Genomic DNA, 18,573 nt, shown 5'->3' on the forward strand with positions numbered 1-18,573 from the left:
CCGAAATCGGTATTGGTTCATGACCTGCCGGCCATTCTATAAAGACCTCACAAAATAAAACGAGAGGTTTCATGAAACCGCGCCTGCATTGTGCCCGTCTTGCCCTGTTCCTGTGTGGCTGCGCGGCGTTCCTCAACCTGTATGCCACCCAGAGCATTCTCCAGACCTTTGCCGCGCAGTTTCACATCAGCGCCAAGGCGGCGGGGTGGAGCATCACCGTGACCACGTTGGCGGTGGCGATCACTGCACCGTTTGTCAGCCGCCTGACCGGGCGCTTCGAGCCACGTACAGTGATCAGCGCGGCGGCCTTGCTGCTGGCGCTGCCGGCGCTGATGACTGCCTGGGCCGACAGCTTTGCCGAAGTGTTGGTGTGGCGGTTTGTGGCGGGAATGTTGATCCCGGTGGTGTTCGCCACCAGCGTGGCGTATATCGGCGACCGCTGGCGTGGCGGTACGGTGACGGAAGTCACCAGCCTGTATGTGGCAGGGACCGTGCTGGGTGGGTTTGCCGGGCGTTTCGTCACCGGCGTCGTGACTGAATATGTCGGCTGGCGCGAAGCCTTTGAATGGCTGGCGGTGCTGAGCCTGATGGTGGGTGGGTTTATCCAGTTCCTGTTGCCTATGAGTCGGGTGCGCTCGGCGAAGGTTCAACCCTCGTTCTCGGCGGTTTTTAGCAAGCCCTTGCTGGCCGCCTACGCCGTAGGATTTTGCGTGCTGTTCTCCCAGGTTGCCGCGTTTACCTACGCAGGGTTGTACCTCGGATTACCGCCGTTCAACCTGGGGCCTGCGGCGTTGGGTGCGCTGTATATGGTGTTTTTGCTGGCGTTGATCGTGATCCCCATAGCCGGGCGCCTCAGCAAATCCCGGCCTCATGCCGAACTGCTGAGTGTGGCTGCGCTGCTGGGCATCAGCGGCTCGGTGCTGACGCTGGTGCCCTCCTTGTGGTGCATCGTGGTGGGCCTGGCCCTCAGTTCTACCGGCGTATTCCTCGCGCAGTCGGCGGCCAACGCGTTCACCACGGCCACGGCCGGTGACAATAAAGCAGGCGCTGTGGGGGTGTACCTCACGTGTTACTACCTGGGCGGAAGTTGTGGTGCCATTGTCCCGGCATTGATCTGGGAACGCTGGGGCTGGGCCGGGTGTGTGGCGCTGATTATTACCTTCCAGGTGTTGACCTTGCTGATCGCCCTGACCGGCTGGAAGCCCGCCAAACCTCAACTGATTCCGACGCCATGAATGCCATCCCAACCCGCCGTCGCACACTGATCGCTGGCTGCAGCGCCCACGCCGTGCATGATGGTCTGACCGATGTCATCTACGTGCTGCTGCCGATCTGGCAAACACAGTTCGCCTTGTCCTACGCCCAGGTCGGGCTGTTGCGCGGTGCCTATTCCGGAATGATGGCGGTGTTCCAGCTCATGGCCAGCCGCGCCGCAAAACGCTGGGGCCGAGTGCCGATGCTGGTCGGCGGAACCGCGCTCGCCGGCGCGGCTTACCTGTTGGTGGGCCAGGCCACCGGGCTGGTGATGCTGTTGCTGGCGCTGCTGCTCGGCGGTCTGGGGGCCAGCAGTCAACACCCGCTGGCGTCTTCGATGATCAGCGATGCCTATGAGGACGGTGGCGGAATCAAGCAGGCGTTGTCCCAGTACAACTTCTGCGGCGACATCGGCAAAACCCTGATCCCCGGCCTGGTGGGCCTGTTGCTCACGGTGATCAGTTGGCGCGCCAGTGCCACGTTGCTGGGGGTGCTGGGGTTGGCGGCGGCGGGGTTGCTGTGGTGGCTTATTCCTGCGCAAACATCCGAATCGTCCTCGACCAAAAAAGCCAAACACTTCACTGGAACAGGCTCCGTCACCGGCCTGCGCGCACTGATCCTCACCGGCACCCTCGACAGTGCCGTGCGCATGGGCTTTCTCACCTTCCTGCCGTTTCTGCTACAAGGCAAGGGGGCGGGCACCGCCGGTATTGGCCTGGCCCTGACCCTGCTGTTTATCGGCGGGGCGTTCGGCAAATTATTCTGCGGCTACCTGGGCGCACGCATCGGCATGCTGAAGACGGTGTGGTTGACGGAGGGCAGCACGGCGCTGCTGATCGTCGCGGCGGTGTACCTGCCGCTGGACGGGTTGATGGTGATGTTGCCGGTGCTGGGGCTGGTGCTCAATGGCACGTCTTCAGCGCTGTACGGCGCGGTGCCCGATCTGGCGCCAGCCGAGAAACGCGAACAGGCGTTCGCCGTGTTCTACACCGGCACGATTGGTGGCGGGGCGCTGGCGCCCATGGTGTTCGGCGGGGTGGGGGATGCAATGGGGGTGACGGTGGCGGTGATGCTGCTGGCCGGGGTGTTGGGGATGACGTTGCCGTTGGCGTGGGTGATTCGCAGAGGAATGCAACTGGACGGTTGATAACTTTTTCTGACCCGAATTTCAGTTCCATCCTACGTCAGGATACAGAAGGCGAAACTGTACAGTTCGGGCTTCAAAAATCGCGGCGCATGTTTCGCATGCCTATCAGTGAGTGACGAGTGGCCGTTGCTTGATAGGAAGCGATCAGACTAAGCTTTCTATGCGCCAATGACGTATAGGCGTGAATATGATATTTATCGAGTCACCCGCATTTACAGAAGATCTGCTAGGGCTTCTGAGTGAGGAAAGCTACGGTGAATTCCAAGCGTTTTTGGCCGAAAATCCCACCTCCGGTGATGTCATTCAAGGCACCAATGGCTTGAGAAAAATCCGGTGGGCCGTGCGGGGAAGGGGAAAGAGCGGAGGCGTCAGAGTGATTTATTATCATGTCTGCAAGGCCTATCAAATCAGGTTGATCTTGATCTACCGGAAGGGCATTAAAGATGACCTTTCGCTGGCGCAGAGAAGTGTTCTGAGTGAAATAAACAGAAGGTGGGAATGATGGAGAAAAAACTTTTCAACCGTCTGGTCGAAAGTTTGATTCAGATGGATGAGATCGTAAGTGGCGAGCGACCTCCTTCTCGCGAATTTTTTGTTGATGCGTTGAAGGTAAAAGAGATTCGACGAGCCACCGGGCTTTCCCAAGCGGGCTTTGCAAAGGCGATTGACGTGCCTGTAGGAACACTTCAGAACTGGGAGCAAGGGCGACGTGAGCCAGAAGGGCCGGCTAGAGCATTGCTTCGTGCCTTACACAACGACCCTAGTCACGTATTGGCAGCGCTGGAGCATCGATAAATTCCGAGGTTGTGCCTTTTAAGTAAATGAAAACCGGCTGGCTGAAGCCGGTTTTTCTGTTTGAGCTGCCTGCATCGGCGTAATGCCCTGCGCCCTTTTTTCAAGTTTTGCGACATTGCCTACACCACCTTCGGAACACGTTGGGTTGTATGCCATGGCATGGGCTATTTATGGTTTGTCAGCTGCTACATGTTCAATGGCAACTGCACCCAGGGCACCCTGGAGTGCGCCGGTATCCCGAAAGCTACCCGGTTCACTCGCCTGCGTGCGGTTGCCTCCCTCCCGAATCATCAAATTCAACGCATAAAAAAACCGGCCACCAAGGACCGGTTTTTTGCATCCCTCGTCAAAAATAACCTGACGCGGAACGAGAATCTGAGTGGAGCGGGTAGAGGGAATCGAACCCTCGTCGGAAGCTTGGGAAGCTACTGTTCTACCATTAAACTATACCCGCTCAGAGCGGCTGACTTTGTACCAGAAGTTCGCCGGGATTTGAAGTTTTTCTTCAAAAAAATGTGTGGGTTACAGATGTCTCGCACATCGACAAGCGAACCCTCTGTAGGAGCGAGCTTGCTCGCGAAAGACTCAAGAGCGCCGCGTTCTCTCAGGAGACGAGCGTTATCGTTGACGTTCTTCGCGGGCAAGCCCGCTCCTACAACGCGTCGTGTATCAGAGTGCGAAGGCATGGTGTGCCGGGCCGGTTTGATAGCGCAATCGGCTGACCTGGCGCTCTGGTTTCAGGAAGCCCACCACCGCATCCCGGCTGTCCCGACAGGCGGCCTTGTGCTCCATGTCCAGGAAATGCCCCGTGGCCTGGATCGTGCTGAAGCTGCTCTTCGCCACATGCTGGCCAAACAGCTTGGCGTCCTGGGCGCTGGTGTACTCGTCCCATTCGCCATTCAAAAACAGCACTGGAATATCGATCTGCTTGGCGGCCTTGAGGTAGCACAGGCGATCACTGTTGAGCACATGGCTGATGTGAAAGTGCATCTGCCCATACTCGTGCTCGGCCAGGCTGCTCACGTGCTTGTAGTTGAAGCGCTTGAACAGCGACGGCAGGTGTTTGCCGATGGTGCTGTTGACCAGGTGGCCGACGCGGTCGCGATCGAGGTTGCCGAGGTAGTCGACACCGCGTTCCAGGTAGTCGCGCATGGGCGCGTTGATCACTGGGGAGAACGAGCTGATCACGGCTTTTTCCACGCGACGTGGCCGGTGGGCGAGGGCGACCAGGGTGGCGGCACCGCCCCAGGAAAACGACAGCACATGTTCAGCGGCAAAATGGTCGATGAGTTCCAGCAGGATCTGGCCTTCGACTTCCTTCGTCAGCATCTGCTCATGGCGGTTATGGATTTTGGAGCGACCGGCGTAGGGCTGGTCGTACAAAACCACATTGAACTGCGGGTACAGGCTTTTCACGGTTTGAGCGAAGGATGCCGTGGTGGCCATGGAGCCGTTGACCAGGATGATGGTCTTTGCAGCAACGTCCGCGCGATAGAACTCCGTGTAAACCCGATACTGACCCTGTATATCCAACACAGCGATTTCTGGCCTCATGTCGTAAGACTCCTGGCAAGCGGGTAGGGCGCGCAGATCACTCTGCACGAGCTTTGTGACAGGTAGGCATACGCCTGGAAAAGGAGGGCCCATGTCGATCCGATGACGGCTGGCCGACGGCTGTTGTTGTGGCGGGCTGTTTGCCTGGAAGGCCCGTAGATCAAGCGCGGGCGGGGCAAGGTGTTTCTTGGAGGTTATAGGCGACTCGCCAGTCATAATTGAACTGGTGATCCTGATTCAAGCAGTCGAGGCGGCACCTCGCAAGGTGACCTGGCGGTTTTTTGCCATCACCGGCCGAACGGTCGTCAGACCTGTCGGATTTCGTCGTCAGTCAGCGCCCGATACTGGCCCGGCGCAAGGGTCGCATCCAGCACCAGAGGCCCCATGCGCTCGCGGTGCAGGCCGATGACCTTGTTATCAAAGTGCCCGAACATGCGCTTCACCTGGTGATAACGCCCTTCGATGATGCTCAGCCGTGCGGTTCTTGGCCCTAGCAATTCCAATTCGGCGGGTTGAGTGGTCAGGTCTTCGAAGGCGAAGTACAGACCCTCGGCAAATGTCGTTGCGTATTCAGGGCCGATAGCCTGTTCGGTCTCGACGAGGTACACCTTGGGCAACTTGGTCTGCGGTTGCGTCAAGCGCCGTGACCACTGGCCGTCGTTGGTGATCAGCATCAGGCCGGTGGTGTTGAAGTCCAGACGGCCGGCAATGTGCAATTCGCCTTTGTCCGGTTCATCGAGTAAATCCAGAACGGTTGGATGTTGCGGATCAGACGTGGCGCTCACGCACCCCCGGGGCTTGTGCAGCATGAAGTAACGCGCCGGTTTGCCTGCCTGTAGTACCTCGTCGTCAACGCACACTCGGCTGAATTCCCGTACCTCATGATGGGGATCGCTGACAGCCACGCCGTCCACCACCACACGCCGCTCAACCAACAGCAGGCGCACTTGCTTGCGATTGAAACGCGGCAGGTTACTGAGGAAACGATCCACCCGCATTACGTCGGCTCAACCCTACGCAACTGTTCATCGACCTGGGCACAGCGCGGGCACAGGCAGGCCTGGTTGCGCAGTTCATCGGGCAGGGCCTGGAGCACGGCCGGGTCGATGGTGACGCTGTAGCACCAGCAGGCCTGGTCGACCGTACGTGGGTCAGCCAGGCTGCAGTCGTTGCGTGCACCGCAGGCGGGGCAAAGGGTGGGTGTGGTCATGGGCTAGTCGGGCAAGGTTGCGGATGATTCCGCTAGGCCCTGTACGATACAGGGCCGTCCCCGCCCAGGCCACTCAGAGCTGGAACTTGCTGACCAGTACGTTGAACGAGGTGGCCAGGCGCGACAGGTCCTGGCTGGAGGCGTTGGTCTGATGGGCGCCGGCCGCCGTCTGGGTGGACAGGTCCTGGATGTTCAGCAGGTTGCGGTCCACTTCGCGGGCGACCTGGGCCTGTTCTTCCGAAGCCGAGGCGATCACCAGGTTGCGTTCATTGATCTTCGCCACGCTGGTGGTGATCCGTTGCAGGGCTTCGCCGGCGTTCTGCGCCAGGGTCTGGGTGTTGTTGGCCCAGGTCAGGCTCTTGTTCATCGCCGCGACGGCATCATCGGCTCCGGTTTGCACTTCACCAATCATCTTTTCAATATCGACCGTGGACGTCTGGGTGCGATGGGCCAGTGCGCGGACTTCATCGGCAACCACGGCAAAACCGCGACCTTGCTCACCCGCACGCGCCGCTTCAATGGCCGCGTTAAGCGCCAACAGGTTGGTCTGGTCGGCGATGCCACGGATCACATCGATCACCTTGCCGATCTCCCGCACCTGCCCGGCGAGGTCTGCCACCGACTGCGTGGAGTCGTTGATCTCAACCACCATCGAGCTCATGCCGGACACCGCCTGTTCCACTTGCTGGCGGCCCTCTTCGGCTTCGGTGGTGGCCTGGCGCGAGGCTTCAGAGGTCGAGACGGCGTTGCTGGCCACTTCGTCCACGGCGGCGGTCATCTGGTTGACGGCGGTGGCCGCTTGTTGGATTTCATCGTTCTGGCGGGTCAGGCCACGGCTGCTTTCATCGGTGACCGCACTCAGTTCCTCGGCGGCCGACGCAAGCTGGTCGGACGCGTTGGCGATTTCCACCAGAGTGCTTTTCAAGCCGCCTTGCATATCCGACAGCGCCATCAGCAGTTGCCCGGCCTCGTCGGTGCGTTCGGTGATGATGGCTTGGGTCAGGTCACCCTGGGCAATACGTTGTGCGCTAGCCACGGCCTGGGCGATGGGGCGGGTGATCAGGCGGGTGATCAACATGCCAATGGTCAAGGCGATGATGAAGGCCAGCACAATGCCGCTGATCATCCACGTCAACGCGCTGCTGCGCAGTTCATCCGCAGCGGCGGCGCCTTCCTTGATCTGGCGGTTATTGGATTCGACCATCACGCGGATCAGCTCGCGCGCCTGGCGGAAGAGCTCATTGTTGGTGGTATTGAGCTGGGTGCGGGCCTGATCGAGTTGGCCACCGTCGAGCAGCGCCATGATGCGGTCTGAGCTGCTGATGTAAGTGGGCCAGAGTTGGTCGAGTTTGTCGCCGGCTGCCCGTTCGTCGTCTTCCAGCGGGGTTGCGCGGTAGGTGGCGTACGCGGTCTGGCTGCGCTTGAGTTCCTGGGCGATATCCTGACGCACACGTTCGCGATCCTGGGCGGAAACGTCACCGTTGCTGGCGTCCAGCAAGCGGTACAGGCCGCGGTTATGGGCGACCAGACCGTTGAGGGTGGCGGCAGTGGTGCTTACCGAGACCAGGTTGTTGGAGAATGTTGACTCCAACGCCGTGGAGAGGCGAACCACGCCTTTGATGCCCAGCAGGCCCACCCCCAGGGTGACCAGCGCGCACAGGAGGAATGAGAGCAGCAGTTTGGTTGATATTTTCATGAGTCGGGTCCGGGCAGGGTAGCGAAGGGTGCACGCTAGAGCCTCCCTGGCTCTTGGCGATGTCATTGTGACATCATCGCAATTGACAAAGTTGCGAGCCAGATAAATTTACTGAATCGATAAAGCTTGCGCAGATGTATCAACCTATTACGAAAACGCACCAGATTCCTTTTTTGATGTCAGATATTTCGTCATTCAATGAAAGTTGAATGCCGCCCTCCAGCGTCGCTGGAGGTGCTCTTCCGCGGTCCAGGAGGCCGCCATGTATCGACGACTGCTGCTCAGCGCTTTACTCGGTCTGACCCTCTCTGCTTGTGTGCCCTATTACGATGGAGGCCAGAGCTACTATCGATCCGAGGTCTACACTTCACCGGCGCCGGCGTATTACTACGGGGGTGGCTCGGCGTATCAATACCGCCGTGACTACTACCCCGCGCCGCGCTATTACGCACCACAACCGCGTTATTACTCGGCCCCGCGTTATTACCAGCCGGCGCCACGCTACTACGGGCCGCGTGCCGGTTATCGGGCGTACCCGAACCAGGGCTGGGGCGGAGGTCATTGGGGTAATGGGGGTGGGCACGGTCGCGGTTCCGACCATGGAGGTGGCCGCGGCGGTCACCGTTGACGGGCCTGTACGGCAAGCGGCGCATGAAGCGCCGCTTTTTTATGGGCGCAGCCGTCAGTAATCGGACAGGTCCGCCAACGGGTGGCGGCCTTCCCACGCCTTGTCGAAGTGAGCCTGCACCACCGCCTCAGGAATGGCGTTGATATCCGGCCAGTGCCAATGGGGCGTCTGGTCTTTGTCGATCAACCGCGCACGCACCCCTTCGCTGAATTCAGGATGACGGCAGCAATTGAGGCTCAGGGTGTATTCCATCTGGAAGACCTGGGCCAGCGACAGGTGCCGGGCGCGCTGGATCTGTTCCCACACCAGATGGGCGGTCAGCGGGCAGCCTTCCTTCAACGTCTTGCCGGCAAGACTGAACAATGGATCGGCATGCTCGCTCAGCAGGCTCAAGGCGCGCCAGGCACACCGCACATCGCCTACATCCAGCCATTCGTCGATCTGCGCCCGGCGCGGTAACCACTGTGCTTCGGGTTGCTGACCGGCGGCTTCCTGGGCCAGCGCCTTGAGCAGGCTGTTGAGCTGCATCGAGGTCTGTTCCTGCCAGTTCAGCTGCAACAGGCCGTCAAGCAGTTCGTCCTGCTGGTCGTCACGCAGGAAGCGGTCGGCCAGGCCCAGGTCCAACGCGTCACGCCCGTTGATATGCGCACCGGTCAGGCCGAGGAACAACCCGAGCTTGCCCGGCAGGCGCGATAGGAACCCACTGGCGCCGACGTCCGGGTACAGGCCGATACTGATCTCCGGCATGGCCAACCGGCTGCTCGGCGTGACAATACGCACCGCCGCACTTTGCAACAGGCCCATACCGCCGCCCAGCACGTAGCCGTGGCCCCAGCAAATCACCGGTTTCGGGTAGGTGTGCAGGCGGTAATCAAGGCGATACTCCGCCGCAAAAAACTGCGCCGCCAGCGTCGGCACCACGCCTGGCTGCTCGCGGCAAGCCTGCGCCAGGCTGCGCACTTCGCCACCGGCGCAAAACGCCTTGGGGCCGTTGCCGCGCAGCAGCATGCAGACGATGTTCGGGTCTTTGGCCCAGGTGTCCAGGCGTTCGCTCAACGCGAGGATCATCGGGTGGGAAAGGGCATTGAGGGACTTTTCAGCGTCGAGGCTGGCGATGCCGATGCGGGCACCGTCGCTGCCGGTCAGCTCTTCGAAGTGCAGGTTCATCGTGACCTCAATCGAGAAGGTGAAGGATGAGTATGATCGCTTCGCAGGAAAGTGCCGGTGGTGTGTCAGAGCAATTGACAAGCGGGGTCGGCTTTCCTAGGGTTCGCCACATTCTTTTTGACAAGACCATTCAACCATGACCGAAGACGACCGTATCAAACTCGAACCCAGCTGGAAACACGCCCTGCGGGATCAGTTCGAGCTGCCGTACATGGCCCAGTTGCGCGAGTTCCTGCGCCAGGAACATGCCGCCGGCAAAGAGATCTATCCACCCGGCCCGCTGATTTTCAACGCGCTCAACTCCACACCGCTGGACAAGGTCAAGGTGGTGATCCTCGGACAGGACCCGTACCACGGCCCCGGCCAGGCCCACGGCTTGTGCTTCTCGGTGCAACCGGGCATCCCGACGCCGCCGTCGCTGCTCAATATCTATAAAGAACTCAAGCGCGACCTCAACATCGACATCCCCAACCACGGCTGCCTGCAAAGCTGGGCCGACCAGGGCGTGCTGATGCTCAACACCACCATGACCGTCGAGCGCGCCAACGCCAACGCCCATGCGGGCAAGGGCTGGCAGTTCTTTACCGATCGGATCATCGAAGTGGTCAGCGAACATCAGCCGCACCTGGTGTTTCTGCTGTGGGGCGCCCATGCCCAGGGCAAGCAGAAGCTGATCGACGCGACCAAGCACCTGGTGTTGACGTCGGTGCACCCGTCGCCGTTGTCGGCGTATCGCGGGTTTTTGGGGTGTGGGCATTTCAGCCGGACCAACAAGTTTCTTGAGCAGAACGGCGAGACGCCGATCGAGTGGCGGTTACCGCCGGTCTGATTGAAAAGGGCGGTGCAATGCCGCCTGTACCGCGTCTACTCGTTGTTTCGACACGGGCCTCACTTTTTTGCATGCTTCAGAGCGCAGGGGTACCTGTTAGTTCTGACAGTATTCATGGTCAGTTCAAGCGCATTAACTACTCTTCTCGGCCGTGGGGGCTGGTGCATACCAGCTCTTGGTCGACGGCGGCTTACTGCTGATTACCAAGGAGATTAGATATGACTAGACCCACTGTAACGACTCCAATGCTCGCTCGAGCCAGGGCTCCTGGGGTTCTTGAAGCAGATGCCCCGGTGGCGCCGGATGCGTTGCCCCTGTGGGCTGACGATGTTGGTTTCAAGATCCCGGTGCCCTTTCAAAGTACGGGGTTGCCAGTCCAGGTACCCACCCTGTGGGGTGGGACTGGCGTTCTGTTCCCTGGCGATATAACTGCCGTTGTCTGGTACTGGGATGGCGTACCGTTTGACACCAAGCGGGTGGAGGCACCTTACGATGCCACCGACTTACCTCTCGTTGACGCGGTGGTACCGCCCCATCTGATGGATGCCGCTGGCTTGCATAACTTGCACTATGAAGTGTTGCTTAGGGAAAGCAGTGGGAACCCCGGCGAGCCGTCTTTTGTAACCGTGCTGGACAGCGACAAGGTCGGGCCCAATCAGGGGCAGCGTGGCCCACGGCTGCGATTTCCACCTGAAATTGAACAAGACGGTGTCACTGATGATTACCTGAATGACCCCGCCAATAACGACCAGGTGGTGGGCACCGTCGTTTCCACTACTACGCCTGCCTGGCTGGACATGCGATTAGGCGATGTTGTTGAAGCCTACCTGGCTCTTTTGCCTTTGCGTCGGCCCTTGCGCAGGCATCCACGGCAACAGGATATTGTTGCCACAACCACCATCACCCAAGCACACAAAGATGGAGCGCCCGTTGAGGTGATTTTCCCCGGGGACGTCCTGCGTGGTCTGGCGTCCAATCGAGAGTACAACGCACACTACTGGCTGCGAGACCGGGCAGGTCGCGAATCGGGTCCGTCATTTACCAGCGTGTTGTATATCAATTTGGCAGTAACACCTACTGAGCTGCGCCCGGTCGATCTGCCTCAGTTGAACGACGGACGTATCACACTAAGCGATGCCCGCGAGCCCGGTGGTGTGTTCATGAATATTCTTGAAATATTCGGCTCTGCGCCGGGGGACATTCTGCGTCCTCTCTGGAACTTTATTCCTCTGCCTGAAATTGAGATTGCGGCTATTCAGGCTTGGCCCATCCGCGTGCCAATCCCGTATTCTGTCCTCGCCACAGGTGGTTTTGAGGTGACGCCGGGGACGATTCGGGCGGGTTATACATGGGAGCGAGGATCGGCGACGCCCAGGGACTCGCAACCTCGATTTGTCCCTGTCAACTTGACGGTTGCCGGCCAAGTCAGCCCAGACAATCCGGACCCGATCAACCGCTTGCTGGAGACCGTCACGGTCAAGGGGCGAGACGGCGACAACCTGCTGACCCTCAATGACGTGGGCCTCCCTGTTCGGGTCGTGACCTTGTTGTTCGACGAGCCTAATGCCAACGAAACCTTGGAGCTGATGGTAGGTAACCATCCGGTACCGTTGGCCACCTATACCGTGCAGCTCACCGACGTCGCCGGGCAGGAGATCGAGTTTTTTGTCGACTGGGCTGATTTGGCACCCATTGTTGGTAACGGCGGCATCTTCGCGTTCTTCTATTGGACCTTTAACGGAGTGAACCGCCAGCGTGCCGAGGACACCCCGGTGATTGTCAACATTGTGCCCATCGTCGGGTTGCAGGACCTGGAGTACGTTGGCGTCACCTATGGACCGGGGCCTGATGCAGGGTTTATCAGTTGCCCATTGAGGCCTTGGGTTAACGGTGTAGGTGTCTTCATTCCGGGGGACGCTAGCTTGCTGGAAGGCGGTGACGAAGTGGTTCTCGAGTGGGCCAGTTACGCAAACCCCAACGGTCATCCGAGTGGCGTCATGCCCGAAACGATTAACACATTTTCCCATACGTTGAGTCCCGCAGAGGCTCGGGATGGTTATGAGTTCAGGGTTCCCTTCGACCCCTACATCCTGCATCCAGGGTTGGTGCAACCACCTACCGGGCAAACAAATCCTAGACATGGTTCAGCCATAGCGCGGTACCGGGTGATGAAACCCGCAGGAGGCGGGATGGGGTGGTCTCCTCGCAGGTTGGTGGCCATTAAGTTGATCCGCCTAAATGGCCTTCCGCCTTGCACTTCGGATGATTGAAGCCGCGCGCACGGGCGTTACACCCGTGCGCGATTCAAACGCTCGGCACCTGTCAAGTTTGACAGTTACGGGTGATCGAAAACTCACATTTAATGGACACGAGATCAGCAGGTTCGCAAGACCAGGTAGTTGTCGGTCGTAGTTCGTTCTTCCCGATAGACGGCCCGGGGTGACCGGGGTGAAAACTTGTTCCTACCAGGAGTGTGCACCATGTCCAACAAGCCCCAAAACATCATCAATAAAAAAACGTCCGCACAACCGCAGTTTCCCACGGAAGATTGGGAAGACCCCGTCATTGATCCCACACTTGAGCCTGCCCCTTTGATCGACGGGTTGTTACCCGCTATTCCTGGGGACTCACATAGGAATATTGTGGACAGGGACATGCAACTGCGGGGCGTGGTGCTGTCCCTCCGGCTGTGGGATCGGAGTGGCTTTCTCAATGACTTTGAAACACTCACCATATACGTCAACGAAAGGCCTATCGAGATCATGACCTATGACCACACCGACGATCTGACAGACCCTGTGACGGTGGATCTGGGGCCTAAATCCGCGTTGCAGACTCATGGCATCAAGGACATCCGGGTGCATGTAATCAATTTCGGTGGCAATGACGTTAACTACAACATTCGCCGGGTCTATGTGGATGCGCAGGACCCTAACTACAACAACCAACCTAATTTGATCAGACTGGAAGATTACGGTTCGGAACTGACTCCTGCTGACTTGGAGGGAAAAGACGGTCTTGAATTCACTATTCCTGATCCTGCCGATCGTCGCGGGGGAGATATTTATAGGGTTTATGTCGGGACGATCGAACACCCCTTGGAGAATAGCGTTCCGCTGACCGGAGACATTGTGGGGACCATTCCCACCACGATGATCCTGGCAAAGTCAGGCGAAATCCCCGTGCAGTACAGCCTGGAGGATCGTTCTGGTAACATCTCCGTCCTCTCCCTTCCGGCTTATGTGCGGGTCAGTCTCAACGATCCACCGGACTTCGGTGATGTCAAGGTGCTGGAAGAGCCCCTGGTCGATAAAGAGGAAGCCCGCAACGGTGCGACGGTGCAACTGGAAAACCTCACCGGCCATCTGCCGTCTGATATCTTGGTGGTTCGCTGGGGAACGGTTGAGATCTACCGGCAAGCCCTCGGCATGGCCATCTTCCCGCTGGACATTCCCGCGCCGTTTGCGGCCATTGCGGCGGGCGGGGAATTTTACACTGCGGACATTAAACTCACTGTTGAACGCCAGGACGGTAGCACTTACCCAGGGCCAGACACGCAGGTAGACGTCGACCTGCGTGAGCCGGGCGTCACCAACCCGGGCGAAGGCCCGGTAGACCCCAACCTGGCCAAGCCTGATCTGATTGGCGGAGGGCCGCTGCCAAGGCCACTCAACCGTCTTTCGGAAAAGGACCGTGGATTTGATGCCACCGCAACCTTCTTGTTGCCACCCGGCCTGGAGGCAGGTGATTTCATTGACTTTGTCTATGCGGGCATTGTTGTCGCCACCTATCCTGTGACAGGGGCCGAAGCCCCAGACTTTATCGTGACGGTTACCGTGGACTGGGTTGATATCGGTGAGACGGGGAACGGTACTATTCCCCTTTTCTGCCTCATCCGTGATGCGGTCAATTACAAACATTCGCCACATCAAGACGTCTTCGTGGACATCTTCAATCTGGAGGGGCTGGCCGATGCGATCTTTAGTAACGCCCAGCCTGTTACCGGCCAGACGAACTTCAGCTACTACATCAATTGCACAAGAAGTCCTTGGCTAGATGTGCCCATCAAGGTCCTGGATTCTGGATTGCTCCAGATCGACGATGAAGTGATGATTGAGGCGGTCAGGTATGCGTATGTCCCACCTACTGCACCGATCGGTGTGCCTGTCGGTACGCCCATAGAGAGTGCGTGGTTCACACTCAACAGTTCCGATGTCAATCTTGGTCTGGTTGTGCCAATGGATTTGAGTGCCTGGTTCGAAGACCACACGGGTACTTCAGGGCGAGGCTATGTTGGCGTGCGCTGGAAACTTCATCGCCCCTCGACAGAAGATCGGGGCATCTCCGATGAGGTCAGGGCGGCCTGGGACCTCGTCGGTACTGGCGGTGGTGTGCCGGGTAGTTGCGTTCCGGGGGCGTCACGTCGTAACGGTACGCTTTGAAGCAACGTTGAAGCCTCATCCTTTCTGATTGAAAGGGTGAGGCTTTTTTGTGTAATGACCTTTAGTCGCTACCCGCGTGACCTTAAGGAAAGTCCTACAGGGCTTGGGAGGTCAGGTCTTTAGTCTCTGCGCCGAAGAAAACGGAAACCTATTCGATACGGGGTCCGGATTCGAACTGGTATTTACTTCTGAGGCTACTTGGCATGACTTCTATTACTTCCCATCGTTTTCGCTTGTCGCGTTTATCGTCAATCATCAAACTCATGGCGGTTGCCCCGCTCTACTTACTGAGCGAGCAAGCACTCTCCGCGGTCGTCGTAGACGGTAACGTCGGTAGCGGCAAACATGACGTCTATTCCGGTACAGGCGCTACCGATTACATTGCCCAGAACGGTGCGACGCTCACTGTCCACGACGGCGCGACGGTCAAGGAAATCCGTGCTACGACCGGCTCCAATCTGACCATGACCGGTGCCACCGTGACCTCGGCACACGCCTCCCAGGCGGCGATTACCCTGGCCAACTCGAACGCAGTCATCACCGGCACAAAGATTACCAGCCATTTCAGCGGCGGCTTGAACGTGGCTCGCCAGCCGGGCACGACGACTGGTTCCTACGCACAGGTCAATGGCAGCGAAGTCATCGGTGCGACCTGGGGAGCCAACGTCACCTCCCATAGCCTGCTGGAATTGAATAACTCTACGTTGACAGGGCAAAGCCGGCAGGGCCTGGTGCTGCAGGGGGGCGCGGCGATTGCAACCGGCAGTGAAATTACAGGGGCTACCAGTGGTGTGGTAATGACGGGTGAGAGCCTGAGCGTGCCTGCGACGCCTCAATTGACCCTGGACGGTTCGCGGGTGGTTGGGCTCAATGGTCCGGCAATCAGCGTAGAGCGACCGTTCACTGCTGAAATCGACGTGCGCAATGGCTCCACCCTGGTCGGCGGCAACGGCAACATGCTCGAGCTGACGGGTGGCGGCAACGCCAACATGCGCGTCAACAACAGCGCCCTGACCGGCAACATCCAAGTGGGCACCGGCAGCGCCCTGGACCTGAGCCTCGACCACGCCATCATGAACGGCGACGTGATCAACAACGGCGGCAGCGCCAGCGTTGGCCTGAGCAACGGCTCGATCCTCACTGGCCGTCTGGAGAACGTCGACAAGCTGGCGATCAACAGCGACGCGACCTGGGTGATGGTCGACAACCAGCAAGTGGGCGACCTGGCCCTGAGCGGCGGTAACGTCAAGTTTGGCGACCCGGGCGTGTTCTACCAACTGGACGTGGAAAACCTGTCGGGCAACGGCACCTTCATCATGACGGCGGATTTCTCCACGTTGACCGGTGACTTCCTTAACGTCACCGGGACGTCGTCGGGTGATCACAAACTGCTGATCGCCAGCAGCGGTGCCGACCCGTTGAGCGATGACCGCCTGCACGTGGTGCACACCGCCGATGGCGGCGCCAAGTTCAGCCTGCTGGGTGACCGTGTGGACGTGGGCACATACTCCTACAGCCTGGTCAACGACAACGAAGGCAAAGACTGGCTGCTGGACCCGGGCAGCAAGGTGATCAGCCCGAGCACCCACTCCGTACTGGCCCTGGCCAACGCGGCGCCGAGCGTGCTCTACGGTGAAATGACCAACCTGCGTACCCGAATGGGTGAGTTGCGCCACAGCGATGGTAAGTCCAGCGGCTTGTGGAGCCGTACGTACGGCAACAAGTTTGAAGTGAACAACCGCGATAAAGGTGTGCAGTACAACCAGGTACAGCGTGGTTTTACCCTGGGTGCCGACGTACCGTTGTCCGGTGGCGACGGCCAATGGCTGGCAGGCTTCCTGGCCGGTCACAGCACCTCCGACCTAGACCTGAACCGTGGCAGCAAAGCCACCGTCAACAGTTACTACGCCGGTGGTTACGCCACCTGGCTGGACGCTGAAAGCGGCTTCTACTTCGACGGCGTGCTCAAGTTCAACCGCTTGCACAATGAGTCCAACGTGGCGATGAGCGACGGCAGGAAAGCCAAGGGCAACTACACGCAAAACGCAGTGACTGCTTCGGCAGAGGTGGGCCGCCACATCAAGCTGGACGACGGCTTCTTCGTGGAACCTTACGGCCAGTTGGCCACGGCGATCATCCAGCGCCAGAGCTACGAGCTGGATAACGGCCTGCAAGCCAAGGGCGCGCGTACCGCTTCGGTGGTGGGCAAGGCCGGTGTGACCGCCGGACGTGACATCCAGCTGGACGGTGGCAGTGTATTGCAGCCGTACTTGCGGACTGCCGTTGCCCATGAGTTCAACCAGAGCAACAAGGTGTCGGTGAACGGCAATAGCTTCAACAACGACCTGTCGGGCACTCGGGTTGAAATGGCAGCTGGTCTGGCCATGGCCGTGTCGAAGAACTGGAAGGTCCATGCCGATGTAGAGCGCAGCATGGGCAAGAGCGTTGACCAGCCGTGGGGGGTTAATGTGGGGGTGCGGTATGACTTCTAAGAGTGCATAAACTCACACTGTCTAGTCCTGAAATAGGTTTACACCTGTTTCACCCCAACGCCCGATGCACTGCATCGGGCGTTTTGTATTTCAAGGACAGATGCGGGCGCTCTTGGTTGTAGATCAGGATTGCTTCCCGCACCATCTGCTCCGCTTGTTCCAGGTCTGTCGGCCGGTGGAGCAACAGTTCTGTTTTCAAGATGCCATTAACCCGCTCTGCCAAGGCGTTTTGGTAGCAGTCATAGCCATCGGTCATTGAACACGTGATGTCGTGCTTGGCATGGAGTTTTTGATACAGCGCCGAGCAGTACTGCACACCTCGATCCGAGTGATGAACCAGTTTCTGACGTGTTCGACGTGTTTTCAGCGCCATGCGTAAGGCCTGGGCCACCGATTCGGCGTGAAGGCTGCCGTGCACGTGATACCCGACAATTTTTCTTGAGAAGGTGTCTGTTATCAGGCTCAGGTAAACCGGATCATCACGCTTGGTGGATAGGTAAGTAATATCGGCCACCCAGACCTGTTCCGGACCGCTCGCGATGACTTGCTGCGGGCCTGGCTTTAGCAGATTGGGATGGCAGTGAAAGTGATGATGGCTGTCGGTCGTCTTGTGATACGCCCGTTTCCTACGAACCAACTGTCGGTGCTCGCGCAGCACCTCAAACAAGCGATCACGGCCAACATGCAGCTCAGGCTTCTCACGCTCTGCGTGCATCAATGACTGGAGTTTGCGTGTGCCGATGCAGGGTTGGCGCACTCGGATTGCCTGCACAAATTTGATGAGTTTCTGATCTTGATCGACTCGAGCCCGATAGACGCGATCACGCTTGTAAAAGGCTTGGCGGCTGATCCCCATAAACTGGCAAGCCCTGCTGACACTCAGGGTCTGGGTTTGCGCAACGACTTGCCGGGCCGCTTTTTTACGACGGATACGCCGTAGTCGTTCTTCAGAACCTCGACCACGTCTTCGAAGAATTTGGCTTTCTGATTCGCCAGCGCCAACTGCTCCTCAAGCTCTTTGATTCTCTGCTCGGGAGTTAATGGCAAAGTGGGCTCATCCATCGGTCGGACCCTCTGGGAGCGAATGGAAGCGCCTTGGCTCCAGTCCTGTCGACCATGCTTGCGTAACCAGACCAACACCGTCGACCGGCCCTGGATCCCATAGCGCCGTTGAGCCTCTTTATAACTCAACTCGCCTTTTTCGACCTGATCGACAACCGACAATTTAAAAGTCAGCGTGTAATCGCGCTGACTGCGTTTTGCGCCCGTATCCATTGCACCCTCCTGATCAGAAGCCAGAAGGTGTAAACCTTATTCAGGACGAGACACACCTAATAAAAAAGCCCCGTATCTTTGATA

16 protein-coding genes and 1 tRNA gene are annotated in these 18,573 nt (G+C 58.7%); 9 read left to right on the top strand and 8 right to left on the bottom strand.

Annotation, left to right across the window (positions count from 1 at the left end):
- Positions 1-71 precede the first annotated feature (71 nt).
- The 4 genes from M2497_RS08200 to M2497_RS08215 all read left to right on the top strand — a co-directional run bounded on the left by M2497_RS08200 (position 72) and on the right by M2497_RS08215 (position 3,196).
- Positions 72-1,235: an MFS transporter gene (locus M2497_RS08200; RefSeq protein ID WP_248486788.1), complete on the top strand. Its 1,164-nt coding sequence runs from the start codon at positions 72-74 to the stop codon at positions 1,233-1,235.
- Positions 1,232-2,401, top strand: a complete 1,170-nt coding sequence (locus M2497_RS08205; protein ID WP_248486790.1) for an MFS transporter — start codon at positions 1,232-1,234, stop codon at positions 2,399-2,401. The genes M2497_RS08200 and M2497_RS08205 overlap by 4 nt, the downstream gene beginning before the upstream one ends.
- Positions 2,402-2,588: 187 nt before the next feature.
- Positions 2,589-2,903, top strand: a complete 315-nt coding sequence (locus M2497_RS08210) for a hypothetical protein (RefSeq protein ID WP_248488179.1) — start codon at positions 2,589-2,591, stop codon at positions 2,901-2,903.
- The gene (locus M2497_RS08215) at positions 2,903-3,196 is read left to right on the top strand and encodes a helix-turn-helix domain-containing protein (RefSeq protein ID WP_248488180.1); all 294 of its coding nucleotides are present in this window, start codon (positions 2,903-2,905) and stop codon (positions 3,194-3,196) included. The genes M2497_RS08210 and M2497_RS08215 overlap by 1 nt, the downstream gene beginning before the upstream one ends.
- Before the next feature lie 380 nt (positions 3,197-3,576).
- On the opposite strand, the gene M2497_RS08220 is transcribed toward M2497_RS08215, so the two are convergent.
- The 5 genes from M2497_RS08220 to M2497_RS08240 form a co-directional block, all read right to left on the bottom strand.
- Positions 3,577-3,650, bottom strand: a tRNA-Gly gene (locus tag M2497_RS08220).
- A 215-nt stretch (positions 3,651-3,865) separates the two neighbouring features.
- Positions 3,866-4,750, bottom strand: coding sequence for an alpha/beta hydrolase (locus M2497_RS08225; RefSeq protein ID WP_248486792.1), 885 nt, complete (start codon positions 4,748-4,750; stop codon positions 3,866-3,868).
- Positions 4,751-5,055: 305 nt separating this feature from the next.
- Positions 5,056-5,748, bottom strand: coding sequence for a pseudouridine synthase (locus M2497_RS08230; RefSeq protein ID WP_248486794.1), 693 nt, complete (start codon positions 5,746-5,748; stop codon positions 5,056-5,058).
- On the bottom strand, positions 5,748-5,960 hold the full coding sequence (locus tag M2497_RS08235; protein ID WP_071488921.1) for a cysteine-rich CWC family protein: 213 nt from the start codon (positions 5,958-5,960) through the stop codon (positions 5,748-5,750). The genes M2497_RS08230 and M2497_RS08235 overlap by 1 nt, the downstream gene beginning before the upstream one ends.
- 73 nt (positions 5,961-6,033) lie before the next feature.
- Positions 6,034-7,656 (bottom strand): methyl-accepting chemotaxis protein, encoded by a 1,623-nt coding sequence (locus M2497_RS08240; RefSeq protein WP_248486796.1) that lies wholly within the window; start codon positions 7,654-7,656, stop codon positions 6,034-6,036.
- Between the two features lie 262 nt (positions 7,657-7,918).
- On the opposite strand from M2497_RS08240, the gene M2497_RS08245 reads away from it, so the two are divergent.
- Positions 7,919-8,284, top strand: coding sequence for a hypothetical protein (locus tag M2497_RS08245; protein WP_248486798.1), 366 nt, complete (start codon positions 7,919-7,921; stop codon positions 8,282-8,284).
- Positions 8,285-8,338: 54 nt separating this feature from the next.
- Here M2497_RS08245 and M2497_RS08250 read toward each other — a convergent pair whose 3' ends face one another.
- On the bottom strand, positions 8,339-9,451 hold the full coding sequence (locus M2497_RS08250) for an enoyl-CoA hydratase/isomerase family protein (RefSeq protein WP_248486800.1): 1,113 nt from the start codon (positions 9,449-9,451) through the stop codon (positions 8,339-8,341).
- Positions 9,452-9,587: 136 nt separating this feature from the next.
- Here M2497_RS08250 and ung point away from each other — a divergent pair, with 136 nt between their 5' ends.
- The 4 genes from ung to M2497_RS08270 all read left to right on the top strand — a co-directional run bounded on the left by ung (position 9,588) and on the right by M2497_RS08270 (position 17,214).
- Positions 9,588-10,280 (top strand): uracil-DNA glycosylase, encoded by a 693-nt coding sequence (ung, locus tag M2497_RS08255; protein ID WP_248486801.1) that lies wholly within the window; start codon positions 9,588-9,590, stop codon positions 10,278-10,280.
- Between the two features lie 218 nt (positions 10,281-10,498).
- Positions 10,499-12,550 carry a hypothetical protein gene (locus tag M2497_RS08260; protein WP_248486803.1) on the top strand — a complete coding sequence of 684 codons (2,052 nt, stop codon included), beginning with the start codon at positions 10,499-10,501 and terminating at the stop codon, positions 12,548-12,550.
- A gap of 210 nt (positions 12,551-12,760) precedes the next feature.
- Positions 12,761-14,722, top strand: coding sequence for a hypothetical protein (locus tag M2497_RS08265; RefSeq protein WP_248486804.1), 1,962 nt, complete (start codon positions 12,761-12,763; stop codon positions 14,720-14,722).
- A 203-nt stretch (positions 14,723-14,925) separates the two neighbouring features.
- Positions 14,926-17,214, top strand: coding sequence for an autotransporter outer membrane beta-barrel domain-containing protein (locus tag M2497_RS08270; protein WP_248486805.1), 2,289 nt, complete (start codon positions 14,926-14,928; stop codon positions 17,212-17,214).
- A 49-nt stretch (positions 17,215-17,263) separates the two neighbouring features.
- Here M2497_RS08270 and M2497_RS08275 read toward each other — a convergent pair whose 3' ends face one another.
- Entirely contained in the window at positions 17,264-18,190 is a 927-nt protein-coding gene (locus tag M2497_RS08275) for an IS3 family transposase (protein WP_348984777.1), read from the bottom strand.
- Positions 18,094-18,489 (bottom strand): IS3 family transposase, encoded by a 396-nt coding sequence (locus tag M2497_RS08280; RefSeq protein WP_058427878.1) that lies wholly within the window; start codon positions 18,487-18,489, stop codon positions 18,094-18,096. Before M2497_RS08280 ends, M2497_RS08275 begins: the two co-directional genes overlap by 97 nt.
- Positions 18,490-18,573 lie beyond the last annotated feature (84 nt).

Origin of the sequence: Pseudomonas sp. CYM-20-01 (assembly GCF_023169845.1) — a bacterium.
GTDB classification, from domain to species: Bacteria; Pseudomonadota; Gammaproteobacteria; order Pseudomonadales; family Pseudomonadaceae; genus Aquipseudomonas; species Aquipseudomonas azotoformans.

What these genes read in the sequence shown, in the direction of transcription:
- M2497_RS08210 (WP_248488179.1), top strand. Translation starts at nt 2,589, where the DNA reads ATGATATTTATCGAGTCACCCGCATTTACAGAAGATCTGCTAGGGCTT.
- M2497_RS08250 (WP_248486800.1), bottom strand. Translation starts at nt 9,451, where the DNA reads ATGAACCTGCACTTCGAAGAGCTGACCGGCAGCGACGGTGCCCGCATC.
- M2497_RS08240 (WP_248486796.1), bottom strand. Translation starts at nt 7,656, where the DNA reads ATGAAAATATCAACCAAACTGCTGCTCTCATTCCTCCTGTGCGCGCTG.
- M2497_RS08265 (WP_248486804.1), top strand. Translation starts at nt 12,761, where the DNA reads ATGTCCAACAAGCCCCAAAACATCATCAATAAAAAAACGTCCGCACAA.
- ung (WP_248486801.1), top strand. Translation starts at nt 9,588, where the DNA reads ATGACCGAAGACGACCGTATCAAACTCGAACCCAGCTGGAAACACGCC.
- M2497_RS08245 (WP_248486798.1), top strand. Translation starts at nt 7,919, where the DNA reads ATGTATCGACGACTGCTGCTCAGCGCTTTACTCGGTCTGACCCTCTCT.
- M2497_RS08235 (WP_071488921.1), bottom strand. Translation starts at nt 5,960, where the DNA reads ATGACCACACCCACCCTTTGCCCCGCCTGCGGTGCACGCAACGACTGC.
- M2497_RS08260 (WP_248486803.1), top strand. Translation starts at nt 10,499, where the DNA reads ATGACTAGACCCACTGTAACGACTCCAATGCTCGCTCGAGCCAGGGCT.
- M2497_RS08205 (WP_248486790.1), top strand. Translation starts at nt 1,232, where the DNA reads ATGAATGCCATCCCAACCCGCCGTCGCACACTGATCGCTGGCTGCAGC.
- M2497_RS08280 (WP_058427878.1), bottom strand. Translation starts at nt 18,489, where the DNA reads ATGGATACGGGCGCAAAACGCAGTCAGCGCGATTACACGCTGACTTTT.
- M2497_RS08215 (WP_248488180.1), top strand. Translation starts at nt 2,903, where the DNA reads ATGGAGAAAAAACTTTTCAACCGTCTGGTCGAAAGTTTGATTCAGATG.
- M2497_RS08230 (WP_248486794.1), bottom strand. Translation starts at nt 5,748, where the DNA reads ATGCGGGTGGATCGTTTCCTCAGTAACCTGCCGCGTTTCAATCGCAAG.
- M2497_RS08270 (WP_248486805.1), top strand. Translation starts at nt 14,926, where the DNA reads ATGACTTCTATTACTTCCCATCGTTTTCGCTTGTCGCGTTTATCGTCA.
- M2497_RS08200 (WP_248486788.1), top strand. Translation starts at nt 72, where the DNA reads ATGAAACCGCGCCTGCATTGTGCCCGTCTTGCCCTGTTCCTGTGTGGC.
- M2497_RS08225 (WP_248486792.1), bottom strand. Translation starts at nt 4,750, where the DNA reads ATGAGGCCAGAAATCGCTGTGTTGGATATACAGGGTCAGTATCGGGTT.